This is a genomic window from Peribacillus simplex, from assembly GCF_001578185.1.
Classification (GTDB): domain Bacteria; phylum Bacillota; class Bacilli; order Bacillales; family DSM-1321; genus Peribacillus; species Peribacillus simplex_A.
The window spans coordinates 4,521,991-4,537,708 of the sequence record NZ_CP011008.1 but is presented as its reverse complement, the minus strand read 5'-3'; the positions used below and the strand labels follow the sequence as shown (position 1 = coordinate 4,537,708).

The following is a 15,718-nucleotide window of genomic DNA, read 5'->3' as shown; positions in this document are numbered from 1 at the left end:
TGCTTTACTTCAATATGGAAGGTTGCTGAGGCAGCCTTTTGAATGTACGGGTCTTTCAATTATCGTACATTCAAAAACGAAAAAATCTCTAATCTAAACTTTTAGAGGTTTTTTTATGTAAAAACACAACTTTTATTTAGTTAATACGTCTAAGTATTGAACATTCAAGAAAAGGAGGGTTGGTAACTTGTCGAAGTACAGAAAAGAAGAAATTGCAGATTGGTATGACCAACATAGTAAATCCATTTTAAGTTTTATTTTATTGATGGTTAAGGATTATCAACAATCAGAGGATTTGACCCATGATACCTTTGTAAAAGCGTATTTATATCATAATTCATTTAATCAGCATTCCAGTGAAAAAACATGGCTATTCAGTATCGCTCACAATTTAACGGTTGATTTTTTAAGAAAACGCAAACCCAGCAGGTTCTTTAAAGAAGTATTTCTTTTGCAAAAGGACAATAACTCATTGCCTGAAGAAATGATTCAAATAAAAGAGGAATCATTTGAACTATATAAAGCGTTAGGGGAAATCAAAGATACATATCGAAAGGTGATCGTTTTAAGAAAGATCAAAGGCTTTTCTATTGAGGATACGGCAAAGATATTGAGCTGGTCTGAGAGTAAAGTTAAATCGACTCTTTTTAGAGCTATTCCTGCATTGAAAAAACAATTAATAAAGGAGGGGTATTTGGATGAAAAAGCAATATGAAGATACTGATTTTGATAGTTCCTTAAAGAAATTAAATTCCGATCTAATGTGGAAAACAAAACAAAAACAAGAACTGAAAAACCGAATCTTAACTGATATTGAAAATTTGGAATCCCAAGAGAGAAATAAGCACCCTATCCTATTAACTCGTATCAAAAAAGTAAGTCTGATTCGGAAGTTAGCATATTCTAGTATCGCGCTGATTATATTATTTGGTTTATTTATAAGTTCTGCATTTGTTTCACCAGCAATGGCAAAAGTCGCATCCAAAATTCCTTACTTAGGACAAATTTTTGAAAATAAGAATAATATAGTTCTACTCATATCGGAGGAACTAAGAGCAAAAGGTTACAAAAAGACTGGAGTAGGAGTCTCATTTCCGAAAAAGGAAATCGAAATTGCAATTCAGGGTTCAGAAAAGTATTTTGATGATGTTAAAAGTGATGTAGATGATATTACAAAAGATATACTAAAATCTAAGGGTTATGATGCCTATACAGTTAAAGTAAGTAGATATACGGAACGTGTTGATGTTCCTCATAGCGAGGAAGAAAAGAAACAGTTTAAGAAGCAAGAAAAACGCAGCAAAATAAATAGGGAAATTCTACTCTCACTTGACAAAGCCAGTGAAAAATATAAGTTGTTAGGAACAGGAATAATTGCTCAAAAAATAGTAGAAGTTGAAATACCTGATACCGAAAAAAGAACAGATGAGATAGAACAATATGTTCAGAATATAATTCAGCTTAAAACAAATGATCAATACACCGTAAAATTAAAAAAAGTAAACATGAAGAAAAGAGAGCAAGAGGGAAGATGGTCGGGTATCCTTGACACTGTGAGTGAAGATTTATTAGGGAAAAAGGATTACAAAGTTAGAATGGTTGGGTATTCCGTTCATCCAGAACCAGAAATTCAAATGTTTATCACTTTATCCCGTTCAGACGAAAATGCGAAAGCTTTTGCCCAACAACTTGAAAAAATTATTGATGATTTTCTACAATCCGAACAGATGAAATCAAGAGTTAAAAACGATCCTTACCACATTACAATATTTGATAAAGACGACAAGATAATAAATTAATTGGATAAAGGTAGGACGATATTGAAATAAAGGTATCGTCTTTATCTTTTATATAGGTTAAACCGTCCAATTCATTTTGTTCGATATTCTCAAGTGTATCAGCTGACTTTTAAACTTTAACAATCGGGCGCTTTTCTTTAATAAGAAGGCGTCTTTTTGTATTGCAGCAGATTCTGGAACAACACATTTTAGGGATTGGATTATGTTGAAGTATAGAAGAGATTGTGAAGGTTTCTACTTAAACTAACGGGTGCTATAGCTGAAGATCGGAGCTGTCTTAAGGCAGCTTTTTTTATGGAACTATCGAGGCAGGTTTGTTCACAAAAAAGCATGGATATTTTTTCAATTTCCATATGCTGTAGAAGGAAGAAAGGGAGGGATGAAATTTGAGATTTTTCAAGATGTTTTCTAGTTGCATTTTAATGATAATATTCTTAAATGCTTGTAGTTTAGAAACAACAAAAACGAAAAGTGAAAGTTTACAAATACCTAATGAAGCTGAATATACAACTTTATTAGTGCAAGGTGTTGATGAGGAAGGGGTATCTTCCGAGTCAACTTCAAAGGTCATTACAGATATTAATGAAATACAAGCTTTTATAGAAAAAGTGAACAAAATGGAACTTGTGCAACCTCCTAATAAGGAGTTATTGGAGAAGAGTAAAGAATTAAATAAAAAAGGGAATTACTTTTTTATATTATCCGATAAAGAAACCATGGATAACAAAGTATACACTATAAATTTTTTTAGTGATGGAAGGATTATGTTTCAAGAACCGAACGGAAAGAAGCAAGAAGCAAATGGAGCAGGACAGAAAATGATGTATTTATCAAAAGAAAAACATTCTGATGTTCTTCTTGAAATGAAAGAATTATTGAACATTAAGTTTTAATTAACCATTCTTCAACTAAAAGGTCGATAGTTTAACAAAGGGTTACTGCGGCAACCTTTTTCTTATGGACTATGGCTGTTTAGTTCTATAAGAAAATCAAAAATTGGGAATAATACCTTTAATATTGTAAAAGGAGAGAGGCCCAATGAAAACTAAATTGTCTATTTTAATCTTAACTATGCTTATGTTAATAACTGTTAATGTAAATGCACAAACTTCCGAAAAGTATATCGATAATAGCAAGAGAAATCTGATCAGTGCAAATGAATTTTATAAAAGTGGAAAAATAGGAGACTATAGTGAATACAAAACAGCAACCCGAAACATTAGAGAAAAACTTCTTTATAAAGACTTAAAATCCACAGTAAATAAAAATGTGGGAAAATATTCACTAGTTAATATTTATAATAACAAACACCCAAATATAGATCCTAAACGTCAAATATATCTTTTTTGTTCTATTAAAAAGACAAAAGAAAAAATGTCTCACAAATATTTAATTATAGATGCTGAGACAAAAGAGCCTATAGCCGAAGGAAACGGAGAAAGATGGTTCTACCACTAAAGGTTTATGCTAACCCCTATAATCAGAAGCCCTTCGTAGATGGAAGATGCTACTTCATAAAGACATAAATTTTAATTAGCTAACGGGTGCTATAGCTGAAGATCGGAGCTGTCCTTAAGGAGGCACCTCTTTCGTGCGCCCGGCATGGGTGCAATCTATAGGGTGGAAGTCCCGAATCATGAAGGCAGTAGTAGTGGTTAGCTTAATGCAAGGGTGTCCACGGTGACGTGGAATCTGAAGGAAGCAAGCGGCAAACCTCCGGTCTGAGGAACACGAACTTCATATAAGGCTAGGTATCATTGGATGAGTTTGCGAAACAAAACAAAGTCCTTACTGCCGAAGGTGGTACAGAGTAAATGAAGCAGATAGATGGAGGGAAAGATTGCACTCTTACCCGGGGAGGTCTGATGACAGCCAAGTACACTTGGTAACCTTTCCAGTGATGGACAGCTGAATCATCAGAAGTCAGCAGAGGTCATAGTACTTGTCTACTCGAGAAGACAAGGAAGGACCGAACAGATTAAGGAGGATGAATACTAGGCGTTCGTTATCTGTGAAGAAGCAAACAATTCCTAACGGAACTTATTTGAAGGAAGAAGTGGTGAATACACGGGGAACTTCAAAAGGGTGGAGCAGATAAAGGCACAAATAGACCATTTATCCACGTAGAAAGGATATCAACGATGTTAATGGAACAGATACTAGAGAGGGAAAACTTAATACAGGCATTGAAGCGTGTAGAAAGAAATAAGGGAAGCCATGGTGTAGATGGAATGCGGGTCCAAAACCTGAGACCGCACCTCGTAACCGAATGGTACAACATGAAAACTGCCCTTTTACAGGGTACCTATCAACCGAAGCCCGTCCGTCGTATCGAAATCCCGAAACCAAACGGCGGAGTTCGGCTTTTGGGTATTCCAACCGTTCTAGACCGTTTCATTCAACAAGCCATTGCCCAAATATTGACCAAGATATATGACTCAACCTTTTCGGAGAATAGCTATGGATTTCGCCCTAACAAACAAGGGCACCAGGCGGTTCGAAAGGCAAAGTCCTATATAACCGAAGGTTATACATGGGTAGTGGATATGGATTTGGAGAAGTTCTTCGATAAAGTGAATCATGACAAGCTCATGGGAATGTTAGAGCGGAAAATTGAAGATAAACGAGTTCTTAAACTGATTCGTAAATTCCTTCAAGCAGGCATTATGATAGGCGGACTTTTTCATAAAAGTGAGGAGGGAACTCCGCAAGGAGGTCCGTTAAGTCCTTTATTATCTAATATCATGTTAGACGATTTAGATAAAGAACTAGAGAAACGCAATCTTCGATTCGTAAGGTATGCGGATGACAGTACTATCTTTGTGAAGACACGAAAAGCCGCCAAACGTGCAATGGGAAATATCTCAAGCTTCATTGAAAATAAACTGAAGCTAAAGGTCAACTACGAGAAGTCGAAGTATGATCGCCCTTGGAACAGAACGTTTCTCGGTTTTAGTTTCACGAAGTCAAAGAAGAACCCGAAGGTTCTACTGGCTAAACAAACGGTGAAGAGGGTAAAGAAACGAATCAGGGAAATGACCTCGAGAAAATTACCGATACCCATGGAACTCCGAATAAATAAGTTAAAGCAATACCTTAGAGGTTGGATGGGGTATTTCGCCCTCATTGATACTCCGAACGTATTGAAGAATTTAGATTCATGGATTCGAAGAAGACTCAGAATGTGCCTATGGAAGCAATGGAAATTACCAAGAACGAGGGTGAGGAAACTCAAAGGATTAGGCGTCCCATTTGGAAAAGCATATGAATGGGGAAATAGCAGAAAGGGTTATTGGCGCATAGCGCATAGTCCTATTCTAGACAAAACCCTTAATAATGTTTATTGGCTCCATCATGGGTTAGTAAATCTATATGAACGATATACAAAACTACGTCAGACTTAAACTGAACCGCCGTATACCGAACGGTACGTACGGTGGTGTGAGAGGTCGGAGGCTAGGCGCCTCCTCCTACTCGATTTTATGCAACTATCGGGGCAGGATAGTTGAAGAGTGCTGTTTGATCTTTATTCAACAATTGGGCCATTTTGTGGAAGAACACTTAATAAGGATTTATGTAAATGTTTCATCATAATACAGTTGTTTAATTTACATGAAAAAAATAATAGCCTTATGGCTGGTAATTAAAGATAGTAAGAGATTGTTATAATTAAAAGTAGATAATAACTAAAAAAAGGACCTTGAGAAGAAGACCAAGTTGTATTTCATGGTCCTCTCAAGACCTTTTCTTACCAATAAATAAAAATTAGTTTTTTACGGCTACATTTGTTCTTTCTTTATTTGTTGTTTTAAGTATAGAAAGTGACATGATTATAAGTGAAGCCAGACCTATGATTCCTAAAATAGATAAATAGCTTCCAATGTCATTTCCTCCAAAGAAAAAGGTGTTACGTAGACCTTCTACACTATATTTAAAGGGAACCCAAGAGTAAAACCAATTTTGGGTTACTGTAGGCAAAAACTCTGGAGGTAAATTTAATACAGGAATTGAAAAGAGAAAAAGTAAAATAAACAACGGAACCCCCACTAATCCTAACCAATTTAAGATAGCGTTTTGAAGTAAATAGAACATAAATGCAGTAAACAGTAAAAAAAGGAACGTTTTCTGCAAGTCAGGTATCTTAACGTTTAATACATTATCGGTAAATAAAAGGACCGTAGAAGCAATTGCGGTTGCAAATAGAAGTCCTGCAACTAATTGAGCAAAGACCGAACGGATACTTATACGACCATTTGTAATCTTTTTCATAATAACAAAATGGATAACAGAGCTAATGATGACTGCAATCCATACTATCTGTGTGAATAATACAGGCACATTTCCATTGGCTGTATGATCTCCAACTTTGTTAATTGTTTCACTTTTTACTTCTAATGGACTGCTCAACAGTTTCGCTTGTGAAGGTGTAAGAGTGGCTTTTTGGGCTTCTAGTTGAGTAAAAATAGTATCCTGAATTTGAACATTTATTTTAGAAAGCAACTGATCAATAATTTGTTTTGTTGTATTAGCAGCAGTGTAATTCATTCCTTGATTAATAATTACCTCTACTTCCGGTTTATGTGGTGAAGGAGATTGAAGTGACATAATTTGCTGAGACATATTTTCTGGAATCACAATGGCTGCATAGTATTTCTTTTCATTCATTTCACTGACGACTTCTTCTCTTTTATCGATCACCGACCATTTAATTGGGATATCTTTGTTATTTAGTAACCCTTGTTTGTATTGTTCACCAGCATTCAGTTTTGTCTTATTTGGAAGTTCAGCACCCTTATCATTTATTACTAATGCAACAGGCAAGTCCTTTGGAGCGGGATTTACAATCGATCCTATGAAAGCAATACTAAAAATCATAACCACAATAATAATTCCTAGTAAACTCCCCCAAAATCTTTTTTGTGAAAAAAAACTTTTAAATACACACATGCAAAACTTCCTCCTGAACATCGTAGTTTTATTAACAGGTCGTTGCATAAGAAACGTATTGTTATATACAATGTAATTATATTCCTTATTATCACATACTCAATAATCAATACTTTGTAATTTGTTACATATGCAACGGATTAGCCAGAAGTGTTAATTAAAATCGAAATTATAGACAGGTGATGAGAAAATGTTAAAAAAAACAGATTTACGTGTTATTCGAACACGAAAAATGATTAAAGAATCGTTTATTGACTTAATTCAAGAGAAAGGATATGAATCTATTACCATTAGAGATATAGCAGATAATGCATTGATCAATAGAGCTACTTTTTACCTTCACTATGAAGATAAGCAAGATTTAGTGGATAAATTAACTGACGAAGTTTTTGAGGAGCTAACGAATATTATTAAACCTTGTATGTATATTCAAAAGAAAAGGGTGAAAATATCTCAATTTCAATCAATGATTGAAATTATATTTACGAATATTTTTCAACATGCTAAGTTTTATCAGATTATGTTGAGTGAAAAAGGGGTTCATGGATTCAACCGAAAAATGCAAGTAATTATACAACAGAACTTTAGAAAAGAATTTTTAACAATGAATTCACAAGAACAAGAATTTTCAACGCCTCCAGAACTATTAATTCATTTTATTTCTTCAGCATTCATCGGTACAGTAGAATGGTGGGTTAACAATGAATTACTCTACTCTCCTAAACATATGGCCTCTCAATTAGTTAACTTAATAACAATTGGTCCATTACAGTCTTCAGGCTTTGAAATCGAAGACTAACATAAAACTTTATTTAAAAGAGTTTTAAGTTTTCCTCACCAAGCATTCTCGATAAATAACAGTAGATTTTTATAAAAATAAAAAATGGGATTATATCCAAAATAACTTAAACAACAATTGTAAAAGAAGATATAATCCCCCCACTCAATAACTATCCTTTTCTTTCTTCCCTTAACTCAATTATTTTTAAAAAATAAAAAAATTTCCCGCCTTATAAGTCTCTATTTTCTTATAAATAACTCTAGAGATAATTAATAAACTACATTTTACATTAATTTAATTAATATAATTTTACGAATAATATTACACTTATTCTAGTGGGGAAATAGGTATTATCTTCCTCAAAAAAGTCTTGTATAAAATTGTAAAATTTTTCTTAAATTTAAAATAAATGGATTGACAACCGGAAATATTGTTTGTAAAATTCCATTTGTACTATTGGTTTTTACAAAAAGAGGTAATAATAGTATATTTTTCTTCTGTTTTAAGATGGTTAAATATTACTATTATTAAAAAAGGAGCGGAAAAGCCACCTGATATTTGAATAATTAATTATTATTTAAAAATAGTTTATTTTACTCATTTAGATGATTACTTATATTTAAAGAAAGAGAGGAGAAAAGAAAGATGTCAGACGATACTTTATATAAAAAATCATATTTGAATAGATTAGATGAATTAAAAGAAAAATCACCAAAGGTTGCAGCAAAATTTATGCAATTTGAACATGCGGTTTTTAATACAGGAACGATTCCAACTAAAACAAAAGAACTAATTGCTATTGCGGTGGCTCATACAACAGGATGCCCATATTGTATTGAAGCTCATGTAGAAAAGTATAAAAAATTAGGTGGAACTATGGATGAAGTTTTAGAAGCAGTGACTGTAGCTGCTGCACTTAAAGCTGGGGTGGCAATTAGTCATAGTGTAAATGCCATCAACGCATTCGAAAGAGAGTAGAATTTTTTAGAACATTAAAAAGAGGTGTAGGCGGCGTGGAAAAGTTGATAGACAATCCTATTAATTTAGCAATAAATTATTCCTCAATGATTGATTTGTTATCACATAAAGCAATGATTCATCCAGAGAAAGTAGTCTACACATACATATATAATGACAACCAAGATGAAATTAATATTACTTATCAAGAACTTCACACTTGTGCTAAGCAAATCGCTGCTTACTTACAAAAATCAGGATTAGAAGGGCAACGAGCTCTTTTGATGTATCCACCTGGAATAGAATATATTAAAGCTTTTCTAGGATGTATATATGCTAATGTAGTACCTGTACCTGTGTATCCTCCTGGATTGAGTCGAAATATGTTACGTTTAAAATCAATTATGGATGATGCAAATACTAATATTATTTTGACGACGACACAACTACATTCGAAAATTAGTTTTCACTTCTCAGATGAACTTTCAAACATGAACCTAAAGTGGATTCCTATTGACGCCATACCAAATCTTCATCAGTACCAGTGGTCACAACCAAAGGTAGATAAGGAATCTTTAGCTTTTTTACAATATACTTCAGGATCTACATCTTCTCCTAAAGGAGTAATGGTCACTCACGGGAATATTTTGCATAATGAAGCAATGATTCAAGCAGCTTGTCAGCATAACGAGGATACAGTAATGCTTGGATGGCTACCAATGTATCATGATATGGGGTTAATAGGTAACATTCTACAACCACTATTTCTAGGAGCTAAATGTGTGTTTATGTCTCCAATGGATTTTTTACAAAAACCTTTTCGATGGCTAAGTGCTATTTCAAAGTATAAAGCAACTATTAGTGGCGGACCCAATTTTGCTTATGACTTATGTTTAAGGAAGATTACAGAGGAACAAAAGAAACAGCTTGATTTAAGTAGCTGGGAAGTTGCTTTTAATGGTGCTGAACCTGTTCGTTATGAAACCATTCAAAATTTCGCCAATGCATTCAAAGATTGTGGTTTTAAACTAAATCAATTTTATCCATGCTATGGTATGGCTGAGGCCACTTTATTTATAACAGGTAATGAAAAGTTAACAAAACCTGTACTCAAAGGTTTTTGCAAAGAAAGCCTTCTAGAAAATAAAGCTTTAGAGCAACCTTTAAATTCCCAAGATTCAGTTAATTTAGTTGGTTGTGGCATGCCTTGGCTTTATCAAAAAGTAGAGATTGTTAACGCTGAATCATTAATCAAATGTGCACCAAATGAAATAGGTGAAATTTGGGTTAAGGGAGACAGTATAGCAAAAGGATATTTTGGACGGGAACAAGAAACCAATTATGCCTTTAACAATATATTGAAAGGCACAAAGGAAGATAGTTTTTTAAGAACTGGAGATTTAGGATTCTTTCATGAAGGCCAACTTTTTGTAACAGGTAGACTGAAAGATGTAATTGTTATGAGAGGGAGAAATCATTACCCTCAAGATATTGAATTAACTGTTGAGAAAGCAGATCAAGCTATTATTTCAGGGTCTAGTGCTGCTTTTTCTGTTGATATAAATGGTGAAGAAAAGTTGATTATAGTCACTGAAATCGAACGGAAATATAGACCTAGACCACATATGGAAAAAGATTATACTGGTTATTTAGACAATGTTATAAGGAACATTCGTCAACAAGTTATGGAGGAACATGAAGTTCAACCATACGCTATTTACCTTTTAAAGGCCGGCAGCATACCGAAAACATCTAGTGGGAAAATCCAAAGGCGTACATGTAAGAACGGGTATTTAAATAATGATTTAGATGTTTGGCATAGTTAAATTTATTTTTTTCCCTCTGATTTTATTAAATTCATCCTACTGAGCATTATGTAATTACTTTTGTTAAAGGAGGGATATTGAATGGTAAATCAATACAACACTATAGTAATTGGTGCTGGGCAGGCTGGATTAGCTATAGGTTATTATTTAAAACAAAAATCTCTTTCATTTCTAATAATAGATTCAAAAAGTAGAGTGGGAGACTCTTGGCGTCAGCGTTATGATTCCTTAACCTTGTTTACACCTAGATCACATAATGCCTTGCCGGGAATGAACGTAGAAGGAGCACAAAATGGTTATTCCACCAAAGATGAGTTAGCCGACTATTTAGAAGGTTACAGTAGTCATTATAACCTTCCAGTTCAACTAGACACGGCTGTTATTAATCTATTTAAAGAGAATAAGTTGTTCCATCTCGTTACTACTAAAGGAGATTATGTAGCGGAAAACATAGTTATTGCTACAGGTCCATTTCAAAAACCCTTTGTACCAGATATTGAAAAAGAAGTAGCAAAAGATATTTTTCAGATTCATGCGGCTCATTATAAAAATCCTTCTCAATTAAAAGAAGGAACGACCTTGATAGTGGGTGCTGGTAATTCAGGGGTACAGATTGCAACGGAAGTAGCTGAAAGTAGAGATGTTTATTTATCTGTAGGTAAGAGAATGAAATTCTTACCTTATACATTATTGAATAGGAGTATTTTTTGGTGGTTTCAAGTACTTGGAATATCAAAGGCAACTATCCATTCAAAATTAGGACAATTTATGAAAAAAAATGATCCGATTATAGGAAAAGAAATAAAGCCACTGCTAAACAATGGAGCTATTAAAAGAGTCTCCAAAGTTTTAAAAGCAGATGGTAAGAGTTTGATTTGTGAAAACGGTGAGAAGGTTCAACCAGAAAATATCATCTGGGCAACTGGTTACTACAATGACTACGAATGGATTAAAATCCCAAATTTAATTGATGAAAATAATAACGTGATTCACGATCGAGGCATAACAAGAGAAAAAGGGATTTATTTTCTAGGCTTGTCGTGGCAATACCGAAGGGGTTCTGCATTATTGTTAGGAGTTGGAGAAGACGCTAAATTTTTATCAACTCATATAAATTAATCGATGCAATCAGTTTTAATGGAGGTTCAAACAATGGAAAACGATAAGATTTTTATAATGATAAGAGAATCAATTTTAGTTTTTTCTCCTTTAAAAGAAACAGATATTAATTTAAATAGTAATTTGTCTGGAGACTTAGCACTGGATTCACCTGATCGTTTAGAACTCGTTTTAGATTTAGAACAAAAATTAGATATTAGTATTCCAACTGAAGACTATAGCTGGTGTAAAACGGTTGAGGATGTTGTGCTATTAATCAATCAAATACAAGATCAGAACACTAAGGAGGCTATTAAATGAACTTAGCTACTCAATTAAAGGAACTGGGACTATCGCCATTAAATACATTAGTTGGAAGTGCTCATAACCTCTATAAAATGCCTTTTGAAACAGTAAATGAATATAAAGGCAGCATTATTGCAGATAACTTTAAATATCACTATGAAAATAACGAGTTTTATCGTGATTTATGTAAGAAGAAAGATGTGAGTCCTGAAGATGTAAAGGGTTTTAATGATCTAACAAAAATCCCTTTAATTCCAGTTCAAACATTTAAACAATGTGATTCCCATCTTCTTATGACGTCTAAATTAAGCGAAGTCGAGTTTGAAATGAGAAGTACAGGTACAAGTGGGATTCCTAGTGTATCCCGTCGTGATCGTTTAACGATGGATAGTGCATTTGATAGCGTTGTAACCACATATAGAGAGTTTTTTAAGTTCTCTAGAGGTATGGGATTATTTCTTTTTCCACCTACTGAAGAAATGCCTGAAATGGGAATGGTAAAAGCCCTGAATGTTTTTTCTGGTTTATTAGATGGTAGCGTGAATTTAGTGAAAAGAATAACATTCAATCCTGAAAAAGCTGTAGAAGTCTTACAAAGTTGGGATGGAAAACATACTAGACATATAGTAGGGCCTCCATTCTTAATTTATAGATTAATCAAATATTGTATTGATCATGATATTAAACTTAATTTAGAGAAAAATAGCTTTATTATTACGCTAGGGGGATGGAAAAGGTTTACCGGGGAAGAAATTCCACGAGCAGAATTCAATGAGCTTTGTCATGAATACTTAGGTGTTCAATCATATAATGTGAGAGATATGTATGGATTAGTTGAAGCTAATATGCTTGCAGTAGAATGTCATAAACAAGAAAAACATATTCCGCCATGGGTACACGTTTCTATGCGTAATCCACACAATGTCCTAGAAGAAGTTAAATATGGAGAAAGAGGCGTTATTGCTATTTATGATCCAACCTCTATTTCTTATCCAGGATTCATTCTAACAGAAGATGTTGGCTATTTAAGAAAAAATACATTATGCGAATGTGGTCGTAATGGACAGACATTAGTATATATATCAAGACTGCCAGGTGTAGAGGTAGGTTGTTGTGCAATTAATCTTGAAAAATTTATTGAAGAAAAAGAAAAAGGTATGCCTATCAAAGGAGGAGTATAAAATGTTCAATGATATTGTCTGTGATCATTTTATGAATCCTAGAAACATTGGTGAACTTGCAGATGCCGATTACGTTATCGAAATCAGTAACCCTATTTGTGGTGATACAGTACACATGTATTTAAATTTGAATCAAGACGTTATTACCAATGTGGCTTATAGAGCTTATGGTTGCTCTACGTCTATTGCTACAGCAAGTATTGTTTCAGAGAAAATAATCAATATGTCCAAAGCTGAAATTTTGTTGATTACACGAGATGATGTTGTTGAGTGGCTAGGTGAGTTGGAACCTTCGCAATTGCATTGCATTGATATTGCTTTAAATATTTTAACTCAATGTGCAAACCCGACAAAGAAAAGGTTTGAACATAAAGAGTTTTTAGTAGAAAGGGAAGTTGCATTTTGAGGATGCATAAGCAGCATATTTATTTTGACTATAATGCAACCACTCCACTTGACCCAAGTGTTCTAGAAAGCATGTTACCTTATCTTCAAGATAATTTTGGTAATCCATCAAGTACTTACTCTTTAGGTTATCATGCTAAACAAGCTATCGAAATAGCTCGAAAAGATATAGCTAATCTTATTCATGCTGAGAACGGCAATATATTTTTTACAAGTGGTGGATCTGAAGCAAATTCTACTATATTAAAAGGCATAGCGACTAAAAGTTCAGATAAGAAGCATATTATTACAAGTTCAATTGAACATCCAGCCATCTTAAAAACTTGTGATTATTTAAAAAAGCATCATGGATTTCAAATTACCACAATACCTGTGAATTCAGCTGGTATTGTGGATGTTAATCACATTGAAAGAACTATAACTGACAAAACAATTCTTGTTACAGTAATGATGGTAAATAATGAAATTGGGTCTATACAGCCTATAAAAGAAATAGGAAATCTGTGCAAAAAGCATAAAATTCATTTTCATTGCGATGCTGTACAGGCAGTTGGGAAAATACCATTTAATTTAAATGAACTTCCAATTGATAGTTTATCTATATCAGCTCATAAAATTTATGGACCTAAGGGAGTAGGGTGTTTATATTTACGAGAAAGTGTGAATATTCCCCCTCTTATTCTTGGAGGTTCTCAAGAATTTGGCATGCGTTCTGGAACGGAAAATGTAGCAGGTATTGTTGGTTTCGGTATTGCTGCAAAGTTAGCCCAAGAGAATCTACACTATAATTACACAAAGATAGTGAGATTACGTAACTTATTTTTAAATAAACTTTATTCAGAAATAGACGATTGTTCAATTAACGGAGAAATAAATGATACTGTTCCTTCCACAATTAATATTCAATTTTCTGGAATTCGCGGAGAATCATTAGCCAGTATGTTAAATGAACTTGGTGTGTGTGTGTCTATTGCTTCTGCATGTAGTTCCACATCGTCTAAACTTTCGCATGTATTAAAAGCAATTGGAAAAACAGATGAGGAGATTAGAAGTTCAATTCGTGTAAGTATAGGAACAGTAACCACTGAGGAAGAAATAGATGAATTAGTTAGAAATCTAAAACAATCAGTGATAAAATTACGTTCTTTTTCTCCTAAATATCAAATATCTGTGTAAGCACATAAGTGTCTCCTAAAGGTATTTAAACAATTTAAAGTTGCTAGAAATTTTTTCTTTAAAAATGTAGAATCCGTTTCCTTGGAGAGATGTCAGTAGAGGATTGGTATAGACGAAATACTTGATCACAACTAATTATGCTTCAAGTAAGGGATGCTTGAGTTTAACAAGGGGTTGCTGCGGCAATCCTTTTTCTTATGGCACTAACGGGGCAGTTTAGTTTAATAAGGAAAGACTAAACTACTCCATTATTAAGTTAATTGTATCATTTGCTATTCCTTCACCTAATGCTTGAATATGTAAGTGGTCAAGAAGGGATGGACGTTCAATATTTCAAGTTAAAGTAAATTGATTATCCTTATCATCTCCTTTAATGTCATGGCCAATAAGTTTTCTTTGATTCCAGGTTTCTGTACCAGTTGGTACTAACCAAAATAAGACAGTCTCAGTGTTTTCAGCTTTCACATTATAGTGATTCTAAATAACAAAACAAAAAACGTTAAAGATCTTTAGGAAATTGAAAGATTATGAAAATGTAAAACCAATAGCCAAACGTTTTTCGCAAGGTATGGTTGCCGACATGTTCCACGTCAGCGAACTCTGCAGCTTTATTTAGCTGCCGGTAGGCCTGAGTAGGGGTAATGTAATGGGGTGAAGATTATGGCGTTTCTATTTTATATAAACTAAAAAAGCCCTTTGAAGTTTTCTTATTACTATTACTTCAAAGAGCTTTTATTTAGTTTGTTGTTAACTTTTGAAAAAATTTGTTTAATCCATAAAAAACTGCTCCTATGAAGCTTCCTAAAGCAACTGATCCAATAATCATTAAACTAATTTCCTTAATTGTAACTGGTGTCATAAACTGAGTGGATGAAAATAATAAAACGAGAACAACTGGTATTAAAAACCATAGAATTGTTTTTTTCAATTAAATCACCTCCAATTTATTTTATAGTTCTATGCTTAGATACTTTCCCTTTGCTATCGCTTCTTAAATATACTTTTACAAATTTGTCTTGCATTGTAATACCTTGTCCACCAATACCGTATCCCCATGATGCATTTCCTTGAACATAAAGCTCTGCAGTTTTTGTTGATATACTCTTTCCTCCACTTTTTTGGTTGTCTATGTTCCAAACACTTACGTTTCCTCTCTTAAAATAACCAATATCTTCTTTAGCAGTTACTTTAGTACCGTTGTAAGTAAACCACCCAGAAATATATGCTTTCCATAAAGTTAAG

General features: G+C 33.6%; 15 protein-coding genes and 1 pseudogene. 13 read left to right on the top strand and 3 right to left on the bottom strand.

Annotation, left to right across the window (positions count from 1 at the left end):
- Window positions 1–187: 187 nt before the first annotated feature.
- The 5 genes from UP17_RS21185 (at window position 188) to ltrA (ending at window position 5,203) form a co-directional block, all read left to right on the top strand.
- A complete protein-coding gene (locus UP17_RS21185; RefSeq protein ID WP_061465057.1) occupies window positions 188–715 on the top strand; it encodes an RNA polymerase sigma factor in 528 nt (175 codons plus the stop codon).
- On the top strand, window positions 699–1,799 hold the full coding sequence (locus tag UP17_RS21180; RefSeq protein WP_061465055.1) for a DUF4179 domain-containing protein: 1,101 nt from the start codon (window positions 699–701) through the stop codon (window positions 1,797–1,799). Before UP17_RS21185 ends, UP17_RS21180 begins: the two co-directional genes overlap by 17 nt.
- A gap of 386 nt (window positions 1,800–2,185) precedes the next feature.
- Window positions 2,186–2,692: a hypothetical protein gene (locus UP17_RS21175; protein WP_061465053.1), complete on the top strand. Its 507-nt coding sequence runs from the start codon at window positions 2,186–2,188 to the stop codon at window positions 2,690–2,692.
- A gap of 145 nt (window positions 2,693–2,837) precedes the next feature.
- Window positions 2,838–3,257 (top strand): hypothetical protein, encoded by a 420-nt coding sequence (locus UP17_RS21170; protein WP_061465051.1) that lies wholly within the window; start codon window positions 2,838–2,840, stop codon window positions 3,255–3,257.
- Window positions 3,258–3,940: 683 nt separating this feature from the next.
- Complete coding sequence (ltrA, locus tag UP17_RS21165; protein ID WP_061461592.1) at window positions 3,941–5,203, top strand: group II intron reverse transcriptase/maturase; 1,263 nt, start codon at window positions 3,941–3,943, stop codon at window positions 5,201–5,203.
- Window positions 5,204–5,564: 361 nt separating this feature from the next.
- Here the strand turns inward: ltrA and UP17_RS21160 are convergent, their stop codons facing one another.
- On the bottom strand, window positions 5,565–6,746 hold the full coding sequence (locus UP17_RS21160; protein WP_061465049.1) for a YhgE/Pip domain-containing protein: 1,182 nt from the start codon (window positions 6,744–6,746) through the stop codon (window positions 5,565–5,567).
- A 190-nt stretch (window positions 6,747–6,936) separates the two neighbouring features.
- Here UP17_RS21160 and UP17_RS21155 point away from each other — a divergent pair, with 190 nt between their 5' ends.
- The 8 genes from UP17_RS21155 to UP17_RS21120 all read left to right on the top strand — a co-directional run bounded on the left by UP17_RS21155 (window position 6,937) and on the right by UP17_RS21120 (window position 14,476).
- Window positions 6,937–7,545 carry a TetR/AcrR family transcriptional regulator gene (locus tag UP17_RS21155; protein ID WP_061465047.1) on the top strand — a complete coding sequence of 203 codons (609 nt, stop codon included), beginning with the start codon at window positions 6,937–6,939 and terminating at the stop codon, window positions 7,543–7,545.
- A gap of 627 nt (window positions 7,546–8,172) precedes the next feature.
- Window positions 8,173–8,505 carry a carboxymuconolactone decarboxylase family protein gene (locus UP17_RS21150; RefSeq protein ID WP_061465045.1) on the top strand — a complete coding sequence of 111 codons (333 nt, stop codon included), beginning with the start codon at window positions 8,173–8,175 and terminating at the stop codon, window positions 8,503–8,505.
- Between the two features lie 35 nt (window positions 8,506–8,540).
- On the top strand, window positions 8,541–10,310 hold the full coding sequence (locus UP17_RS21145) for a fatty acyl-AMP ligase (RefSeq protein WP_081108919.1): 1,770 nt from the start codon (window positions 8,541–8,543) through the stop codon (window positions 10,308–10,310).
- 81 nt (window positions 10,311–10,391) lie between these two features.
- Window positions 10,392–11,429, top strand: a complete 1,038-nt coding sequence (locus tag UP17_RS21140; RefSeq protein ID WP_061465043.1) for a flavin-containing monooxygenase — start codon at window positions 10,392–10,394, stop codon at window positions 11,427–11,429.
- Between the two features lie 33 nt (window positions 11,430–11,462).
- Complete coding sequence (locus tag UP17_RS21135) at window positions 11,463–11,729, top strand: phosphopantetheine-binding protein (protein WP_061465042.1); 267 nt, start codon at window positions 11,463–11,465, stop codon at window positions 11,727–11,729.
- On the top strand, window positions 11,726–12,895 hold the full coding sequence (locus UP17_RS21130; protein ID WP_061465040.1) for a LuxE/PaaK family acyltransferase: 1,170 nt from the start codon (window positions 11,726–11,728) through the stop codon (window positions 12,893–12,895). Before UP17_RS21135 ends, UP17_RS21130 begins: the two co-directional genes overlap by 4 nt.
- Window position 12,896: 1 nt before the next feature.
- Complete coding sequence (locus UP17_RS21125) at window positions 12,897–13,301, top strand: iron-sulfur cluster assembly scaffold protein (protein ID WP_061465038.1); 405 nt, start codon at window positions 12,897–12,899, stop codon at window positions 13,299–13,301.
- A gap of 2 nt (window positions 13,302–13,303) precedes the next feature.
- Window positions 13,304–14,476, top strand: a complete 1,173-nt coding sequence (locus UP17_RS21120) for a cysteine desulfurase family protein (RefSeq protein WP_061466231.1) — start codon at window positions 13,304–13,306, stop codon at window positions 14,474–14,476.
- A gap of 535 nt (window positions 14,477–15,011) precedes the next feature.
- Here the strand turns inward: UP17_RS21120 and UP17_RS29020 are convergent.
- A pseudogene (locus UP17_RS29020) lies at window positions 15,012–15,119 on the bottom strand (site-specific integrase); the annotation flags it as partial.
- A 93-nt stretch (window positions 15,120–15,212) separates the two neighbouring features.
- On the bottom strand, window positions 15,213–15,404 hold the full coding sequence (locus tag UP17_RS21115; RefSeq protein ID WP_061465036.1) for a hypothetical protein: 192 nt from the start codon (window positions 15,402–15,404) through the stop codon (window positions 15,213–15,215).
- Window positions 15,405–15,718 lie beyond the last annotated feature (314 nt).